Origin of the sequence: Solibacillus ferritrahens, assembly GCF_037027585.1 — a bacterium.
GTDB lineage: Bacteria > Bacillota > Bacilli > Bacillales_A > Planococcaceae > Solibacillus > Solibacillus ferritrahens.
This window is the reverse complement of the sequence record NZ_JAXCLE010000018.1, coordinates 25,357-42,826: the sequence shown is the minus strand read 5'-3', so window position 1 is coordinate 42,826 and position 17,470 is coordinate 25,357. Positions and strand designations below refer to the sequence as shown.

Here is a 17,470-nt window from a genome sequence, read left to right as displayed (position 1 = left end):
TCTCCATTCTTATTGTTAATCAATTTCGCCTTGGCGTAATATGATTAGAAAATTAACCCTAAAGCTGGGCGCTGTGAATTTTCAGTCGTTAATGACGTACAAATATTCTTCAATTCTGTGTAGTCATCAAATACTTGAGCTCCTTGTTCACGACCAACTCCACTTTGCTTATAGCCACCAAATGGAGCATCTGTACGGAAAATATGCCAGTCATTAATCCAAATTGTTCCGGCTTTAATTTTCGTCGCAATTTCATTTGCTTTTGTCACATCACGACCCCAAACGCCGCCTGTTAACCCGTATTCTGTATCATTTGCGATGGCGATTGCCTCTTCTTCTGTTGAATATTTAATGACAGAAAGAACTGGACCGAATATTTCTTCTCGTGCAATCTTCATATCATTCGTAACATCCGCAAAGATTGTCGGCTCGATAAAGAATCCATTTTCAAGCCCTGGTTCTGTTGCACGTTTACCGCCACATACAAGTCTTGCTCCCTCATCGATGCCGGACTGAATATAGTCAAGAATTTTATTCATTTGTGATTCAGAAATAACCGGCCCCATCCCCGTAGCCATATCAAGTGGTTGACCGAGTTTAATTTTCTTGCTCGTTTCAGCTAGCTGATGAACGACGATATCATAAATTGATTCATGGACAATTAGACGCGTACTCGCTTCACATACTTGCCCTGAATGGAAAAATACTCCGAGCAGGATTCCTGGAATGGCCACTTCAAGATCAACATCCGGAAGCACAATTGCCGGCGCCTTCCCTCCAAGTTCAAGCGTCACTTTCTTAACAGTACCTGCAGCTTGCGCCATAATTTTTCTACCTACTTCTGTAGACCCCGTAAATGCAACCTTCGATACATCCGGATGTGTTACGAGGGCATCCCCCACTTCAGCCCCTGGACCTGTGACGACATTGATAACACCTGGTGGAATACCTGCTTCAACTGCTAATTGGGCAAGCTTTAATGTACCTAATGGTGTATTTGAAGCAGGTTTAATAATAATGGAGTTCCCCATTGCAATGGCCGGTGCAATTTTCCACATTGCTAATACCAATGGGAAGTTAAATGGCGTAATAGCCGCCACTACCCCTAGCGGCTCGCGAACAAGCAAGCTGCGATTCGCCCCTAGTTGTTCATTAACAGGCAGTGCCGTTACTGCCTCATACTTCAACGATAAATCTGCCGTCTGTGTAAGAGACAGTATTAACTGACGAATATCCGCACCACCCAATTTACGCAGTGTCGCCCCCGTACTAATGCCTTCCAAAAAGATGATTTCCTGTGCGTGTTGTCTAACCTTCCCTGCAAACCGCATCATAATTTGTGCACGTTCTGCCTGAGTTTTTCCTGACCAAACGCCTGATTCAAATACTTCTTTCGCATTTTGAACAGCTCTGTTAACATCTTCGGCATTGCCTTTTGAAACTTTCGCTATTACCTCTGATGTAGCTGGATTAATTACATCAAAGAATTCACCTGAAGCTGCTGGTGTCCATTCACCATTAATAAACTGTGGAAAGATCTTTACTTGTACTTCCGTAGTCATCCTTCATCCCCCTTTAAATAAAAAACTGTAGTCTGTACCTGTTATTCAGCAAAGCCTTTTGATCGGATCTATCCTACACTTCTTCAAAAACAACTTCTGTATCGTAGATCTCTTCCAAAGTTTTTCCTTTTGCACGTGAAAGAACCATTAAACGCGCCTGCAATTGTTTCATCGCAAACTCCATTGATTTTCCTGCTTCAATTCCAAGGCTTGTTACTGTTTCGCCTTCTTTTCGTTCTGTTAGCATCATCGCAATCGGTAACAGCTCCTGAAGTCTTTGCTGTACGCGTTCAAACAGATCCAGTTCAGGATTTTCACTAATTAAGCGCTGAATGAGGAAGGTACCAAAGCCGATATGGCGTCCTTCGTCACGCTTTACATTTCGAATTCCTGAAATAAATCCTGGGAACAGATTGGCCTTTGATAATGCTTCATGGAAGAACCAGTAACCTGTTTCGGCTAAAACGCCTTCTGCAAAAATATTGTAAGTAACCGCTGCATCTAACATCGCTTCAGGTGATTGATCGTCAATTAATTTCCCCATAACAGCCGGCAGCGTTTCATCAAACAACTTGCGATAGCCTGGAGTTAGTAAATGCGTTAAATCTTCGGTTACACCGATTTCTTCCAAGAACAGGCTGAAAAACTCAGCATGCTTTGCTTCTTCAAACAGGAAAGTTGTTAAATAAGACTCTTCTTCAAACCAGCCCTTTTTGGAAACTGCCATAATCATTGGCAGGATATCTTGTGTTACCGCCTCTTCGCCACCAATGAATTGAGCAAATTGCGTCAAAACCTCTAATTGTTGCTCTTCCGTTAGCTTCTTCCAGTCTTCTTTATCTTGGCTAAAATCGATATCTACCGGATTCCAAATACCGAATTTTTTCGCCTTTTGATATAAATTATACGGAAGTGAATTTTTGTTGATTTGCTGTTTTGTCGTTACATATTCTCTCATTGCTTTATCCCCCTTAAATTTATGTTTATTGATGGAGTCTATTAAAAAAGCATAAAAAATAGAGATTCTCAATGTAAATTAGTAGTCACCACAACAACTTTTACGAAATGAATCTCTCTTGTCTGTCTAAGAAGCCTAAATTAAAGCCTTTATTTCTTGATTTCGAAAAACGCTTTTACTTTTACTTCCTCGTCTTCATTTATTGCTTCAGCCTCACAAATCCAGCAATCGTCCTTTTCATCGACAACCCGGCCATGCACCGTAATTTTTTCACCTGGTCTTGTCATCGCTTTAAATCTTGCTGTAAATTTTCTCAGATCCTTCGCCTCAAACCATTGTCCAATTGCCTGACCGACGAAGCCCATAATTAACATGCCATGTGCAATGACCCCACCTAAACCAGCTGCTTCCCCATAAGGTACAACGGTATGAATCTGGTTGAAATCTCCGGATGCGCCTGCATATCGAACAAGCTGTGTATGTGTTATTTCTTCCTTTTGTAAAGATTCAAACATATAGCCGACCTCCATAGAATCCCCCCCTAATGCCTTTCAATAATTGTAGAACGACTGATAAGTACCGTTTCACCCTGTTCGTCCAAATAGTCCTTACGTAAGACAAAAAAGTTCATGGAGGCTTTCGTATATGCTTTTTCAATAACGCCATGTACAGTAATCTCTTCATCGGGTATGATTTCCCTGAAATATTCATACTCCTGCTCACCGTGCAGTACCTTTTTCATATTTAAATTCAAAAGTTCAGATGAGGAGGAACCCCCGCCCCAAAAATCAATGACTGTTGGGAAGGTAGGTGGGACAGCTTCTCCATTCAAATACTCTTCCTTCAAATCTCCAATCGCTAATGCAAGTTCTCTAATTTTTCCTTTTTCTACTCTAAAGGTATAGGATTCTATTTTCATACCAACTTTTTCCTCAAGCTCTGTACTCAAGTAACTCACCTCCTTAAAGTTATTATTAGATAAATGAAGTTTCATTATTTGATATGCGCTGGCGATGCGGTTTTCATATATTCTTTATGAATTTGAGCAGCAATGATATTTTTTTGAATTTCGGATGTGCCCTCATAAATCTTTGTAATACGCGCATCACGATAATATCTTTCAATCGGAAAATCTTTCATATAACCCAGACCACCATGGATTTGAACTGCTTTATCCGCTATGCGGTTATAAATTTCCGATCCTAGAAGTTTTGCCATAGCTGCCTCTTTGATGACATTCATCCCCTGATCCACCATCCATGCGACCCGATACGTAAAGGATCTTAGGGTTTCAATATCCATCGCCATTTCTGCCAAGTAGTGCTGAATGATCTGCTGCTCAAAAATTGGTTTACCAAACTGTTCACGCTCGTGCGCATATTTGACGGATAACTCAAATAGCTTCTGCGATGAGCCCAAATTCCTTGCAGCGAGTCCTGCACGACCATTAGCCAAAATTGTTAAGGCATTGACATAACCTAACCCTTCTACCCCCAAAACATTTTCGATTGGAACTTCGCAATCCTCAAAAAAGATTTCAGAAGAATGCGATCCACGAAGACCCATCTTTTCTTCTGTTTTTCCAATAATAAAACCTGGCGCGCTTTTATCTACGAGAAAGGAAGTAATTCCTTTTGCGCCTTTACTTGGATCAGTGACGGCCATTACAGTAAAGAGATCCGCAATCGAAGCATTTGTAATATAATGCTTCGAGCCATTTAGAATATATTTGTCTCCTTTGCGAACGGCCGTTGTTTTTAACGCTACCGCATTGGAACCTGCACTTGGTTCAGTTAAAGCAAATGCACCAATAATGTCACCCGACGCCATCCTAGGCAAATATCTTCGCTTCTGCTCTTCAGTTCCCATATCTACAATTCCGACAGTTCCTATTCCTGTATGTGCACCAATTACAGTTGTATATCCATTAGATGTACGACCAATTTCTTCATAAATACTGCACTTTCCAACCATATCAATGCCTGTACCGCCGTACTCTTCAGGTATACTAAGACCAAATAATCCAATATCCTTTGTAAGTTTCATAATATGTTCCGGAATGTGGTCATCCTGATCGATTTGGCCAGCAAGTGGATCAACTACATTGTCTATAAAATCTCTAATTGAGTTTTTCATTTCCATTAAATCTGGCGACAGTCGAAAGTCCATCATTTCCCCCCTTTACAATTTAGCAGTCATATCCTTTACACTAATGGCTCATATGGGAAGACATCTGCACTTACTTCAAGCGGTGTAAAACTCGATTGAAGCGAACCTTTAATTGCACTTAGGCTGTCTACAGACCAACCGTCTGCATTGTATACCGAGCGGACGGGGCGTGGCTGAGAAAATACCATAATTTCCTTCCCTCGTACACCAAAAATTTGTCCGGAAACATCGGCTGCCTCATCCGAACTTAAAAAACCAACCAATGGGGCAATATGGGCTGGCGAAAGCTGTTTAAGCCTTTCAACTCTTACTTTTTCATCATCTGTTTCTGCAGGTATTGTTCCAATTAAACGGCTCCATGCAAATGGGGCAATCGCATTAGACGTTACATTATAGCGAGCCATATCCAACGCCGTGCTTTTACTCAACCCGACAATTCCTAATTTGGCAGCAGAATAATTAGCCTGACCAACGTTTCCGATTAAACCTGAAGTGGAAGTAAAATGAATAAAGCGCCCACTTTTTTGTTCCTTAAAGAATGGAGCAGCAGCTCGCGTCATATTAAACGATCCTTTTAAATGAACTGCAATGACCGCATCCCATTCTTCCTCACTCATTTTAAAGAGCATTCGGTCCCTTAAAATGCCTGCATTATTTACAACGATATCCAACCGGCCAAATTTTGATAGAGCTGTATCTATAATGTTTGAAGCAGATTCATAGTCAGCAACCGAATCGTAGTTGGCAACAGCCTCTCCGCCCAGGGCCTGTATTTCCTCGACAACTTCATCTGCAATTTTTGTATCGTTTCCTTGTCCATCAGATCCGCCACCTAAATCATTGATTACAACTTTCGCTCCCTCTTTTGCTAGAAGCAAAGCAATATCTCGTCCAATCCCTCGGCCGGAACCTGTGACAATCGCCACTTTATCTTTTAAGTTAGCCAAATTTACCACCCTTTCTCGTTTAAAAATCAATAAGACAAGGAATCTTATTGCTGCAATTGTTCGAACTCCTCTAAAAGAGAAGTACGGAATTTTGGGTGAGCTATGGCAATTAAGCTTTCTGCTCTCTCTTTCATGGATTTCCCAAACAATTTTGCAATGCCATACTCCGTGACAACGTAGTCAACATCAGACTTTAATGATGTAACATACTGTGTGTGCGCCTTAATCCGTGATACCATCCCGAATTGTGCCGTAGAAGGCATGGCAATAATTGCTCTTCCACCGGGTGATAGCTTTGATGCCCGGATAAAATCCATTTGTCCGCCAACCCCCGCCACTACATGATTTTCATCAATTTGTTCTGCATTTATTTGCCCCGATAAACTAACTTCCAGCGCTGAATTGATCGAATGGAAATTGCTTATTTTCGATATAACCGCTGCATTATGTGTGTAATTTATCGGGTAAAGTTCAATGTATTCGTTTCGATGACAAAATTCATATAAATCGTTCGTTCCGGTAAGTGTTGTACACACAGTTCGATTACGGTTGATTTCTTTTCGCTCGTTTGTAACAACGCCGATATTTATGAGCTCCATAATGTCGTCAGAGATAGAACCGGAATGCACACCCAAACCTACTTTCGAATGAAGTGATTGAATAATACCGGAAGCAATTTTGCCAACGCCTACTTGAATCGTTGCATATTCAGGTATAAGTGTTGCAACGTACCGCCCAATTTTCAAATCCTCTTCTGAAGGTTGACTATTACGAATCGTGAGTAACGACCTGTCGGAATGAACGAAAAAATTGATTTCCGATACATGGACTAGTGTTTCCCCGAATGTTACAGGAAGATTGCTGTTTACTTCTGCAATGACAATCTTCGCTTCTTTTATCAATGTTGGCACCACATCTACAGAAAGACCGAGATTACAAAACCCATCTGCATTTGGTGGTGAAACTTGTATGAGGGCGACATCAATGTGCTCTTCTTTAATCCACCGAGGGATTTCCGAAAAATTCACCGGAAGATAATCACATTTTTTATTTTCATAAGCTTTTTTCAGTAATGGAGAACTTAAAAATGTCCGAATGTTAAAGTGAGGGTGACAGGCTATATCCGCATATTTACACGGACTACCTAAAACGACGGTATATAATGAAATTTCTTGCAACCGTGACTTTTGACGAATTAATTCTTCTACAAGTGCTTGAGGTTCATTACACATCGGTGCCAAAAAAATCTTTTGAAAGGATTCAATATGCTGGATTGCTTTCTCAGTGGTGGTAAATCTTTTTCTATAAATGTCTTTCCAATCTAAATCAATCATCTTTATCAACTCCGGCTTGTTCTACAACTGCATATTTTCAATAATTGTCGTAATACCTAGACCGCCGCCAATGCAGAATGTTGCTAAACCATACTTTTCTCCGCGTCTTTCCATTTCATGAAGCAGCTTTGTCATTAAAACACCGCCCGTGCCGCCAATTGGATGACCAAGGGCGATCGCTCCCCCATTTACATTTACGCGGTTCATATCCAGACCAAGTTCTTTAATAACTGCTAAAGATTGTGCAGCAAAGGCTTCATTCAGTTCAATCAACCCGATTTGATCAAGTGTTAAACCCGCAATTTTCAACGCTTTTCTCGTGGCTGGCGCAGGTCCAATTCCCATAATTTCCGGCGAAACCCCTGCAACAGCCTGCGCAATAATTTTTGCTTTAGGCTTTTTATCATATCGTGCAGCCGCTTCTTCTGACATTAACATGACAACACCCGCGCCATCATTCCGGCCACTTGTATTACCCGCAGTAACGGTGCCGTTTTCTTTAAAGACAGGCTTTAACTGGGCTAACTTTTGATAAGTTGTTTCTCTAGGATGCTCGTCTACTTTAAATTCGACTGATCCTTTTTTCGTCTTGACTTCGAAAGGTACAATTTGCTGCGTAAACAAACCTGATTCAATAGCTCTTTTCGCATTTTCCTGGCTTCTTAAGGCAAATTCATCTTGTTCACCTCGGGAAATCGAGTATTTGACAGCTAAATTTTCAGCGGTCATCCCCATTGTTAATGCCCCATATGTTTCAATAGGCTGTGCCCTTGGCTGACTTTCTGTGTTTGAATCCAGAATTTCACCGTTGCCTGCACCGTAGCCGTAGCGGGCATTTCGTAGATAGTATGGTGCCGTACTCATACTTTCAGCACCGCCAGCGATAATAATATCCGATAGACCACACATTATTTGCTGTGCACCGCTATTCATTGCCTGCAGACCTGAGCCACATTGCCGATGAACTGTGTATCCCGTAATTTCAATCGGAAAGCCGGCACGTAAAAGCGCCAAGCGAGCTAAGTTTGGCGAGTCTGTACTTTGCTTCGCCTGCCCGAGAATAACTTCATCGATTTCACTTTTACTAATACCGGTACGTACGATGATTTCATCCAGCACTTTTGCCGCGAGATAATCAACCTCTACATTTTTCAATGTCTCCCCCATCCGGCCAACTGCTGTTCGGACGGAATCTATGATTACAACATTTCTCATTTTCATATCACCTCGCAAATTCATACTCTTTGGTACAATTACAGCCCCATATTTTTAGCAATAATAACTTTCATAATCTCATTGGAACCTGCGAAAATCGGTGTAACAGCAATATCTCTGAAGCGTCTCGCAATCTTATATTCCTCCATATAGCCGTAGCCGCCATGTAATTGCATACACTCTGCAGAAATTTTCCGGGCCATATCCGTCACCCACCATTTGGCCATGGAAACTTCGGTCACAATATCCTGTCCGTCCAAATGGCGCACAATTAAATCATCCACAAATGTTTGGCCGATTTGTACTTGTGTCGCGATTTCAGCTAATACAAACTGTGTGTTTTGGAATTTGCCAATTGGTTTACCGAATGCCTCACGCTCTTTTACATATTGCAAAGTCAGATCCAGCATATCCTTTGCAGCCGTAATAGCACCTACTGCAGTGAGCAGTCGTTCTTGCTGTAGTTTTTGCATTAAATACAAGAACCCTTTACCTTCTTCCCCAAGCAAGTTCTCTGCAGGGACTCTAACATTCTCGAATATTAGTTCAGCTGTATCCTGGCTATGCATCCCAACTTTGTCCAGTTTTCTACCACGTGAAAATCCTTCCATCCCTCGTTCAATAATCATTAAGCTTACCCCGTTGTGGGCAGGTACCGCTTTTGGATCAGTTTTGCAGGCGATGATGATCACATCTGAAAGAATCCCGTTTGTAATGAAGGTTTTTGTTCCATTTACAATATAGTCAGAACCATCTTTAATCGCTGTAGTAGTAATTTTCTGCAAATCAGATCCCGCACCTGGCTCTGTCATGGCAATGGCAGAGATCCATTCCCCGCTAACAAACTTTGGTAGGTACTTCATCTTCTGCTCTTCTGTACCAAATGAAGTGATATAAGGTGTCACGACATTACTATGCAAACCAATGCCACTTAAGCCGCCGCCTACTTTAGACAGCTCTTCTGATAGAACTACATCAAAAATAAAATCTAGTCCCGTCCCTCCATACTTTTCCTCAACGCTTGGACATAAAAATCCTTGGCTACCTAACTTTGTCCATAATTCACGGGGAACAATACGATCTTCTTCCCATTGTGTAAAATAAGGATCAATTTCTTTTTCTACAAATTTTCTAAGAGAATCCCTAAACATAATATGTTCGTCATTTAAGAAAGTACGTGATTCTTTTCTGGATTTCGTCAATGTTTTATTCATATTCTTCACTCTCTCTCCTCATGTTATCTTTTATAGTTTTATCTATTTGAAAGCGATTACATAACTTCTGGATATTCTATTAACTATGAAATTGACTCTTATATTATTCCTAATTTTATTAATACTTTTGATCTATATTTTTTCTATAATTGTGGCATTCGCCATACCCATTCCTTCGCAAATCGCAAGTAAGCCATAGCGTTGGTTATTGCGCTCCATCCGATAAAGCATCGAAGTTAATAGCTTTGTCCCTGTTGCGCCAAGTGGATGACCAAGTGCAATCGCACCGCCGTCTGGATTTAATTTGTCCAAATCCGCTCCAAGCTCCTTTGCCCAAACAATCGGCACAGGTGCAAATGCTTCATTTACTTCATACGTATCCATATCATCAATCGTTAAATTAGCCTTTTCAAGTACACGTTTTGTTGCTTCAATTGGTCCCGTTAGCATAAGTGTTGGATCGGAACCTATAACTGTGCGCGCAATGATTTTCGCCATCGGCTTAACGCCTAGCTCCTGAGCTTTTTCACTGGACATTATGAGTACAGCAGAAGCACCATCGCTCATCTGTGAAGAAGTTCCTGCAGAAATTAATCCATTTTCTTTAAATACCTTTTTCAAACCTTGCAGTACCTCAACTGTTGTTCCCGGTCTCGGTCCCTCATCTGTATCCACTTCTCCAACCGCTACGATCTCATCCTTAAAGTAACCTGCTTCAATCGCATTGATTGCTCGCTCTTGGCTGAGCACAGAATATTCGTTAATTTCCTGTTCCGTTAAACCCCATTGTTCGGCAATACGCTCTGCAGATAACCCTTGATTAATTAGCTCGTACTTTTTAATGCGCTCACTTTTTCGCGTCCCCTGCATATTCGACCCCATAGGAACACGACTCATGCTTTCAATACCACCTGCAATCACAATATCCATATCTCCTGCCAATATTGCCTGTGCAGCAAAGTGTACCGCCTGTAGACTAGATCCGCATTGCCGGTCAATCGTCACACCTGGCACCTCAATTGGAAAACCTGCCATCAATCCCGCAATACGTGCAATATTTCCACCTTGTTCGAGCGTTTGTGTAACACATCCAAAAATAATATCCTCTACTAGCGCCTTTTCAATTCCTGCTCGCTTTACTATATCCTCCAGTACATCAGCAGCTAAATCATCTGCCCGTACCTCGGCTAATGCTCCATTTCTTCTCCCTACTGCTGTTCGCGTTGCTGCAACGATTACCGCTTCTCTCATACTCACATTCCCCCTTCAAGTTTAATTGGTTTTTGAAGCTTCCTTTATATCACCTTCTGTAAAAAATGCATGTGCCCTTTACTCCAAAATCACTATATGTTGCATAACAAAAAACATTACAACCTACGAAGTTAATATTTAAAAGTACTCTTAACTTATATATATAAATTTAGGTTAAAATATTCTAAATAAGGTAATATCCCTAAATAATAAATCCTCTTCTCCTCCCATTTTTATTATTGATTGAATAACATTTAAAAGATTAAATAAAAATTTCAATATAATATTTACGGTGGTTTAACGAAATGTTGCATAACGGATATTTGGAGGAATTTGAGGGAAAATAACGGTGGCAAATAACGTAATCAGATGTTTTTCCATAGTTCTAATTTAATTCTACATAACATGACTATCAGTACAATTACTCATTTTAAAACTATCAATTGAATAGAATTTTAGAACTAATCCTATGTGCATCCAAAAGTTTTTTTATACTCTGATTTTTGGGTACTTTATTTTCGACAAAAAAAAGCAAGTACTCCGTATATACGAAATACTTGCCAATCTTTATTTTGGATATACTTTTTCAAACCTGTCACAAACAGTAAGCATCTCTTCAGAAAATACCAAATCATATTCAGGCAGTAGTCGACCAAAGAATGCGATATGTGCCTCCTTCCACTCGTCATACGTTCCTTCCCCTTCAGCTAACGCGAAATCAACAGGCACTTCATTGAATGGATAAATTTCTATGGAATAGGTTTTTATAATGGCAACCGGCTCATCCTGACTATTTAATACAATTTGATAGTCGCCCACTTTTGGTAAAGGATCTCCTTCTAATTCATACAACGGATAGCTTGAACAAGTTGCCGTTTTAGTGCCTGTAACAACGAGGCTCGCCAACCAATCCGCCTTCTCACCGAATTGAAATGCTTCCGTATAACGTATATTTGATAAACCTTCCAACTCACAATACTGCTGCCAATATGTATCAATCTTATTCATCTGTATAGCTCCTTCTTTCAATCTTTAAAATTCTAAGTATTTCCTGAAAAAACTTAAAATACCTATTTAAACAAATTTAACATATATCATTACTTACCAATACTAAATATGTGTTAGTATTTAGTTAATTGCGATAAAGGAGTGTGAAACTACTATGGATTACATTGAAACTTTACGACAATATATTGGAGAAAGACCTATCATCGCACCTGGATCCGCCGTGATTATTTTGAATGATAACAATGAGCTATTGTTGCAATTACGGGAAGATACTAATGATTGGGGTCTTCCGGGTGGTGGGATGGAGCTTGGTGACAGCTTTGAAGAAACTGCCCAAAAAGAATTACATGAAGAGACTGGTTTAAACGCCGAGGAATTGAAATTAATTGGCATAGCCTCCGGAAAAGAAACCTATTATAAATACCCAAATGGCGATGAAATTTATAATGCAACCGCTATATATGAAGCAATAAAAATTACTGGGAACCTTAAGGAAAAAGATGAAACGAAGGCGCTGCAATATTTCCCTTTAGATAACCTGCCCCAATTGAATTACATTTCTAAAATCTTTCTCAAAAAGATTGGATATATTTCATAAGAGTAAAGTCGACGGAAACGCTGCACTATTAGCGTTTCCGTTTTTTGTTTCATATCATACTTACACCTTGTTCATTTATTTGCAGCACTGTTTTAAGATATAGTTTTAAAGCATCTAGCTGGCCTTCTGTATCTGCTTCCTCTTTTCCAGCTAGGTGTGTTTCCAGTAAAATCCCATCCGTAACATTAATCAAAAACGTAGCAATTGTACTTAGCGGCTGTAACGGACGAAATTCCCCTGCCTCTACCCCTTTCTCAAGCACTTTAATGTAATTTTCCCTTCCGCGATTGAAACGGGTTAATAAATATGGAATCCTCTCCATCCCATCACTACGCCATCCAGTTACAAAATACTCATAGGTAACGGCACTTATTTTATGGAATGAATCTTTTTTATATGCCTCTAATATAGACTCTAGAGTCTCCCAAACGGGTTGATCACTTTCGATATAATGGTGAATTTTTTCTTCAAACTGTTCATCTCTTTCTGCCAGAATACCCTTGAGCATTTCTTCTGTACTGGAGAAATATTGATATACTCCACCTCGGCTCATCCCTGATACTTCAACAATATCCTTCATTGTTGTCGGTTCAAATCCTTTTTGACAGAATACTGCTTCTGCAGCTTTTAGAATTTCCTGTTTACGATTTTCTTTATATTGTTCAGATACTTTCGGTGACATTATATTTCCTTCTTTCATGAGAAATTTAATAATGATTGTTAACAAACTCACTACTATTAACGAAACACCTGACACAATAAACGTCGTAACCACACCAAACAGTTCGGAAAGAATCCCCCCCAAAACCATTCCGATTAAAGTGCCAAGCGTCGTCATGCTATTGATCAATCCGAATATGCGGCCAGTTTTTTCAACGGGAGTACTTTTTTGAGCAACGATATTTAAAGGTATAATCGCCGATCCAAAAGAGAAGCCCGCTAGAAAAAATAACATCGGATATACAATGGCAAGAACGATTGTGGAAAGGTGGACCATAACCGCAACCGCAATCAGTGAAATACCAAGCCCAAATGCTCCAAAAAACATATAATTCAGCGTTGATTTAATATGTTTTTTTGTAAAGATGGCTGATGCGATAAACATCCCGACCCCGCTTGCTGCCATACTATATCCTGCCACAGTGACAGGATCCTGAAAAATTCCCCGTAATAGAACCATAAATTGTGTATCGGCAACTTGTAAAACGAGAAGCAATAATGTACTTATCAACAAGCTTATTAAAATAACAGGAATACTTTTTAAGAAAATAAATCCTTCTTTAAGCTCTACTAGTAAATTAGAGAAGATATTCAACTTTTTTTGTGCATTTACTTTTAAAACAGCGTTTCGGTTTTGCTTTGGAACACCGAGTAATAAAAGTGCAGACAAAACAAACGTAAACGCATCTATATAAAATGCCAATTGGACACCTAGTGTTGCGACAACCATTCCGCTAAGTACAGGGCCAATAATTTTTGCTCCATTATCTATCATTGCGCTGATTCCCATTGCCGCTTGAATATGGTCATCTTTTATAATTTCTTTTAACTTACCATTTTTTGCTGGAATAAATAATGCTACAAACGAACTTTTTAAAAATAACAGTACGTATACCTGCCATAACTCTGTTGAAAATGCTACCCCTAGCACAAGTATGACACACACTAAATCCGACAGAACCATTATGGAACGTCTTTCAAAACGATCGCTTAATACTCCGCTAATGGGACCAAACAATACCATAGGACCTACAAACACTAACATGACACCGGAAACTGCCAAAGGTGAAGCATTCCACTTTACAGCAACTAAAGTCATAATAGCTAAAAGATCTAGCCAGTTACCAATAGCTGAAACAATTTGTGAAGCGATTAAAAACAAAAAAGCCTTATTTTTATACAGATGATTTGAAACAGAAACAGTATTCACCATTATTCCCCCATCCCTTAGTGGAAAATTAAAAACGACAACCTTGTCATTATTATAAAGTGACAAGGTTGTCGTTTTCAAGGGAAATTTATACAGACAATAATTTTTTTGAACTATTTTCTAATAAATGCGTCATACTAAAAAATATTTTTTATAAGGAGTGTTTTATTGTCAATTCTGTTTCTAATAGTTGCTATCCTCTGCATGTTTCTTGTCGTTGCTCTTTATATTTGGGGGAGTGATTCAGGAAAGCCATCTAAATTAAGTTACATTTTATTTGGGTTAACCGTTGCTATTTGGACCAGTTTTCTTACAGGTGTTTTCACACTTTTCCCTGATAGGTTAGCAAATGTAATGTGGGGGATTAGCTGGATAGGAATATTGATTTTAGGTTTTATTGCCTTTTTGTATGAATTTAAAAATAATAAGGCATATGCATTTTCAGCTTTAATAATCTGCTTTATTAATGGGAGTTTTTATATGTTTGCGAAATTCATTTCAAGTATGTGAGTTCGGGGTGGAACTTTCTACTTTTCAGGTGGAGCGTTCTACTTTTATCCGGGCACTTTCTACTTTCCACCGCCCCCGTTATACTTTTAAGCTAAAACTTTCTAATTGCATGCTCATGTTCTATTTTGAGACAGAACTTTTATTTTCCCTTTTTACAAATTTGCGTTACGATAAGAGGTGGATGCAATTTAGATTGGAGGATGTCTTCCTTATGACAACGAAACAATTACAAAAAGATGCGATGCGCGTTCTAAAAGAGACGAGCCGTACATTTTATATCCCCATTACCTTTTTAGAAAAAGAATTAAAACTAACGGTAGCAGCTGCATACTTAGCTATGCGTGCCATTGACGAGATTGAAGATCATGAAGAAGTATCAAATGAAGTAAAAAATGCAACACTTTTAAAGGTTGCAGACCTATTAAAGGCACCCTCTTTCGATAACAATGCTTATTTAGAAGCATTGGATCCTGTAAAGGAAAAAATGCCTGAAGTGACAATCCGTTTAGCAGATTGGCTACAAGTATGTCCACAAGGTGCATTGTCGATTGTAACTTCTGCAACGAGTGAAATGGCTGAAGGTATGGCGAAATGGGCACTAACCAACTGGCAAGTACATACGAAAGAAGATTTAGATGACTATACGTATTACGTGGCAGGATTAGTAGGTGTCATGCTTTCAGAGTTGTGGGAATGGAGTGCAGGTACTAAAACAGACCGCGAGCTGGCAATTGGCTATGGTCGAGGACTTCAGGCAGTTAATATTTTACGTAATGAGCAAGAAGATTTAGACGAACGTGGTGTGAGTTTCGTTCCAGATGACTGGACACGCTCTGAACTATTTGCCTATGCAGAAGAAAACTTGGCAAAAGCTGACCTATATATGAAAGATTTAGACAAGCGTTCAATTAAACTATTTTGTAAACTACCTTTAGCATTAGCGCACAAAACATTACAAGCGATGAGAGAAGGACGCGATAAAATGTCACGTGCAGAAGTTGAAGCAACGGTAGAAGAAGTACAGGCAGACTAAAAAGAAGTGCGGTGAAAGTTATAACTTTCGCCACACTTCTTTTTTACAAAATTATTGAAATTGCAACACTGATTATTGCACAAAGTCCAACATATGTGAATGAAATAATATGTCGACCCTTTTCTCTTCTAAACCAAAACTCCAACAAACCACGAACAATAAATAACACCATAATAAATGCAAATAATAGAGCATATAGCGTATTTTGATCAAATAAGTTCACTGTAACGAATGATAAAAATAAGAAGCAAAGTACGATTTCTAACAGGAAATGCCAAATACCTACGTACTGATCCATAAATTTCTCATTTTTTTCGATATTGAATTTTTTACGTAAATTTAAATCCAGCAAACCTGCTCCTATAAATGCTGCGATGACTACTACAATTAGCACAAGCTACTTCCCCTCTATATCTCTGTTTGTAAATAATGCTGGCGTGATTCTTCAGGCACCAAATCCCCGCCGGTTGACCAAATAATATGTGTTGCATTTTCCATTTTATCTTTCAGCCCATGCTTTTCAATATACGATGTACCTTGCATCATCAATTCAATCGGTCCATAAACACCTGCATGCGCTGATGGCTCCATAAATATGTTTTCCGTTTCAAACATACCTTTTAAACTTCTAAATAAAAAGCTATCATCTACAGTATAGCATCCACTAATTACGGATTCCATCAATGTCCCGACAAACCGTGAAGGACGACCTACCGCCAAACCGTCAGCTTCAGTTTGATTTGTTAAACCGATATCGTTCACACTGATGTTGTCATGCAGACTCGTCATCATCCCTAAAAGCATACTCGGAGACGCAAAGGGCTCTGCGAAGAAAATGTGAACATAATCCCCATAAATTTGCTTGAGAGAATACGCAATCCCTCCCGGAGCTCCTCCGACTCCACAAGGTAAATAAATGAATAACGGATGATTTGCGTCCACTTTAATTTTCGCCTGTTGAAGTTGTTCTTCCAGACGTAGGCCTGCTACGGCATAGCCTAAAAATAAATCCATCGAGTTTTCATCATCTATAAAGTGGCAAGTTTCATCTTGCTCCGCAGCTTTGCGGCCGTTTTCAACAGCTGACGTATAATCCGATTCATACTCGATTACTTCAACGCCTTTTTCTCTTAGCAGTTCTTTTTTCCATACTTTCGCCTCGCTAGACATATGCACCGTTACCTGAAAACCGAGCTTAGCACTGATAATGCCTATACTTAACCCTAAATTACCCGTAGACCCAACCGCAATTTTATAACGGCTAAAGAATTGGCGGAACTCTTCACTATGGAACTTTTCATAATTTTCAACTTCTGTAATGAGACCGGCTTCTAATGCGAGGTTTTCAGCATGGCTCAGCACTTCATATATGCCACCGCGCGCTTTAATCGAACCGGCTATCGGCAAAGCATGATCACACTTCAAATATAATGTGCCCGGTATATTAAAGCCACGTCGACCTTCAATGAGTTTTTTCATCGCTACAATTTCTTTTAGTTCGGATTCAATAATACCATTTGTAAACTTTGTTATTGGAAAAGCAGCTTTTATATAAGAAGAGAAGCGTTGGAGTCTCTTTTCCGCATCAAGTATCATTTCCATAGTAATGCTTGGATTTTCTAGTTTTTCAGCTGTCAATTTTTCATTTTCCCAAAATACATACTGTTCTGTCTGTAGCTTTTCAATAAGTGGAAATTGCTTTATTAATTCTTTTATATTTATCTTTTGTTTGTTCATATAA

At 39.4% G+C, this 17,470-nt stretch carries 17 protein-coding genes; 3 read left to right on the top strand and 14 right to left on the bottom strand.

Annotated elements, in window-relative coordinates; translation table 11 throughout:
• Window positions 1-44: 44 nt before the first annotated feature.
• The 11 genes from SNE38_RS15615 to SNE38_RS15565 all read right to left on the bottom strand — a co-directional run bounded on the left by SNE38_RS15615 (window position 45) and on the right by SNE38_RS15565 (window position 11,658).
• Window positions 45-1,562, bottom strand: coding sequence for an aldehyde dehydrogenase family protein (locus SNE38_RS15615; protein WP_191702957.1), 1,518 nt, complete (start codon window positions 1,560-1,562; stop codon window positions 45-47).
• A gap of 73 nt (window positions 1,563-1,635) precedes the next feature.
• Window positions 1,636-2,520 (bottom strand): R2-like ligand-binding oxidase, encoded by an 885-nt coding sequence (locus SNE38_RS15610; RefSeq protein WP_336046846.1) that lies wholly within the window; start codon window positions 2,518-2,520, stop codon window positions 1,636-1,638.
• Window positions 2,521-2,669: 149 nt separating this feature from the next.
• Window positions 2,670-3,050, bottom strand: coding sequence for a MaoC/PaaZ C-terminal domain-containing protein (locus tag SNE38_RS15605; protein WP_336046845.1), 381 nt, complete (start codon window positions 3,048-3,050; stop codon window positions 2,670-2,672).
• 11 nt (window positions 3,051-3,061) lie between these two features.
• Window positions 3,062-3,478, bottom strand: coding sequence for an FAS1-like dehydratase domain-containing protein (locus SNE38_RS15600; RefSeq protein WP_336046856.1), 417 nt, complete (start codon window positions 3,476-3,478; stop codon window positions 3,062-3,064).
• A gap of 35 nt (window positions 3,479-3,513) precedes the next feature.
• Window positions 3,514-4,689: an acyl-CoA dehydrogenase family protein gene (locus SNE38_RS15595; protein WP_336046843.1), complete on the bottom strand. Its 1,176-nt coding sequence runs from the start codon at window positions 4,687-4,689 to the stop codon at window positions 3,514-3,516.
• A 35-nt stretch (window positions 4,690-4,724) separates the two neighbouring features.
• Window positions 4,725-5,645 carry an SDR family NAD(P)-dependent oxidoreductase gene (locus SNE38_RS15590; protein ID WP_318247668.1) on the bottom strand — a complete coding sequence of 307 codons (921 nt, stop codon included), beginning with the start codon at window positions 5,643-5,645 and terminating at the stop codon, window positions 4,725-4,727.
• A 35-nt stretch (window positions 5,646-5,680) separates the two neighbouring features.
• On the bottom strand, window positions 5,681-6,970 hold the full coding sequence (locus SNE38_RS15585) for an acetyl-CoA hydrolase/transferase family protein (protein ID WP_336046842.1): 1,290 nt from the start codon (window positions 6,968-6,970) through the stop codon (window positions 5,681-5,683).
• A 21-nt stretch (window positions 6,971-6,991) separates the two neighbouring features.
• Entirely contained in the window at window positions 6,992-8,185 is a 1,194-nt protein-coding gene (locus SNE38_RS15580) for a thiolase family protein (RefSeq protein ID WP_336046841.1), read from the bottom strand.
• Between the two features lie 38 nt (window positions 8,186-8,223).
• Window positions 8,224-9,399 carry an acyl-CoA dehydrogenase family protein gene (locus tag SNE38_RS15575; RefSeq protein ID WP_191703144.1) on the bottom strand — a complete coding sequence of 392 codons (1,176 nt, stop codon included), beginning with the start codon at window positions 9,397-9,399 and terminating at the stop codon, window positions 8,224-8,226.
• A 132-nt stretch (window positions 9,400-9,531) separates the two neighbouring features.
• On the bottom strand, window positions 9,532-10,650 hold the full coding sequence (locus SNE38_RS15570) for a thiolase family protein (protein ID WP_336046839.1): 1,119 nt from the start codon (window positions 10,648-10,650) through the stop codon (window positions 9,532-9,534).
• A gap of 567 nt (window positions 10,651-11,217) precedes the next feature.
• Window positions 11,218-11,658: an ASCH domain-containing protein gene (locus SNE38_RS15565; protein ID WP_191702948.1), complete on the bottom strand. Its 441-nt coding sequence runs from the start codon at window positions 11,656-11,658 to the stop codon at window positions 11,218-11,220.
• Window positions 11,659-11,812: 154 nt separating this feature from the next.
• Between SNE38_RS15565 and SNE38_RS15560 the strand changes: the two genes are divergently transcribed.
• On the top strand, window positions 11,813-12,256 hold the full coding sequence (locus SNE38_RS15560; protein WP_191702947.1) for an NUDIX hydrolase: 444 nt from the start codon (window positions 11,813-11,815) through the stop codon (window positions 12,254-12,256).
• Between the two features lie 49 nt (window positions 12,257-12,305).
• On the opposite strand, the gene SNE38_RS15555 is transcribed toward SNE38_RS15560, so the two are convergent.
• Window positions 12,306-14,189 (bottom strand): MFS transporter, encoded by a 1,884-nt coding sequence (locus tag SNE38_RS15555; protein ID WP_336046837.1) that lies wholly within the window; start codon window positions 14,187-14,189, stop codon window positions 12,306-12,308.
• Between the two features lie 165 nt (window positions 14,190-14,354).
• Between SNE38_RS15555 and SNE38_RS15550 the strand changes: the two genes are divergently transcribed.
• Window positions 14,355-14,696: a hypothetical protein gene (locus SNE38_RS15550; RefSeq protein WP_336046836.1), complete on the top strand. Its 342-nt coding sequence runs from the start codon at window positions 14,355-14,357 to the stop codon at window positions 14,694-14,696.
• A gap of 211 nt (window positions 14,697-14,907) precedes the next feature.
• Window positions 14,908-15,729: a phytoene/squalene synthase family protein gene (locus SNE38_RS15545; protein WP_336046835.1), complete on the top strand. Its 822-nt coding sequence runs from the start codon at window positions 14,908-14,910 to the stop codon at window positions 15,727-15,729.
• A 43-nt stretch (window positions 15,730-15,772) separates the two neighbouring features.
• Here the strand turns inward: SNE38_RS15545 and SNE38_RS15540 are convergent, their stop codons facing one another.
• Together SNE38_RS15540 and SNE38_RS15535 are read right to left on the bottom strand one after the other, a co-directional pair.
• Window positions 15,773-16,123 carry a DUF4181 domain-containing protein gene (locus SNE38_RS15540; protein WP_191702943.1) on the bottom strand — a complete coding sequence of 117 codons (351 nt, stop codon included), beginning with the start codon at window positions 16,121-16,123 and terminating at the stop codon, window positions 15,773-15,775.
• A 14-nt stretch (window positions 16,124-16,137) separates the two neighbouring features.
• Complete coding sequence (locus SNE38_RS15535; RefSeq protein ID WP_336046834.1) at window positions 16,138-17,466, bottom strand: D-serine ammonia-lyase; 1,329 nt, start codon at window positions 17,464-17,466, stop codon at window positions 16,138-16,140.
• Window positions 17,467-17,470 lie beyond the last annotated feature (4 nt).

Coding starts and splice junctions, on each gene's coding strand:
- SNE38_RS15575 (WP_191703144.1), bottom strand. CDS start 9,399: ATGAATAAAACATTGACGAAATCCAGAAAAGAATCACGTACTTTCTTA.
- SNE38_RS15610 (WP_336046846.1), bottom strand. CDS start 2,520: ATGAGAGAATATGTAACGACAAAACAGCAAATCAACAAAAATTCACTT.
- SNE38_RS15560 (WP_191702947.1), top strand. CDS start 11,813: ATGGATTACATTGAAACTTTACGACAATATATTGGAGAAAGACCTATC.
- SNE38_RS15580 (WP_336046841.1), bottom strand. CDS start 8,185: ATGAGAAATGTTGTAATCATAGATTCCGTCCGAACAGCAGTTGGCCGG.
- SNE38_RS15585 (WP_336046842.1), bottom strand. CDS start 6,970: ATGATTGATTTAGATTGGAAAGACATTTATAGAAAAAGATTTACCACC.
- SNE38_RS15615 (WP_191702957.1), bottom strand. CDS start 1,562: ATGACTACGGAAGTACAAGTAAAGATCTTTCCACAGTTTATTAATGGT.
- SNE38_RS15545 (WP_336046835.1), top strand. CDS start 14,908: ATGACAACGAAACAATTACAAAAAGATGCGATGCGCGTTCTAAAAGAG.
- SNE38_RS15595 (WP_336046843.1), bottom strand. CDS start 4,689: ATGGACTTTCGACTGTCGCCAGATTTAATGGAAATGAAAAACTCAATT.
- SNE38_RS15605 (WP_336046845.1), bottom strand. CDS start 3,050: ATGGAGGTCGGCTATATGTTTGAATCTTTACAAAAGGAAGAAATAACA.
- SNE38_RS15565 (WP_191702948.1), bottom strand. CDS start 11,658: ATGAATAAGATTGATACATATTGGCAGCAGTATTGTGAGTTGGAAGGT.
- SNE38_RS15570 (WP_336046839.1), bottom strand. CDS start 10,650: ATGAGAGAAGCGGTAATCGTTGCAGCAACGCGAACAGCAGTAGGGAGA.
- SNE38_RS15555 (WP_336046837.1), bottom strand. CDS start 14,189: ATGGTGAATACTGTTTCTGTTTCAAATCATCTGTATAAAAATAAGGCT.
- SNE38_RS15535 (WP_336046834.1), bottom strand. CDS start 17,466: ATGAACAAACAAAAGATAAATATAAAAGAATTAATAAAGCAATTTCCA.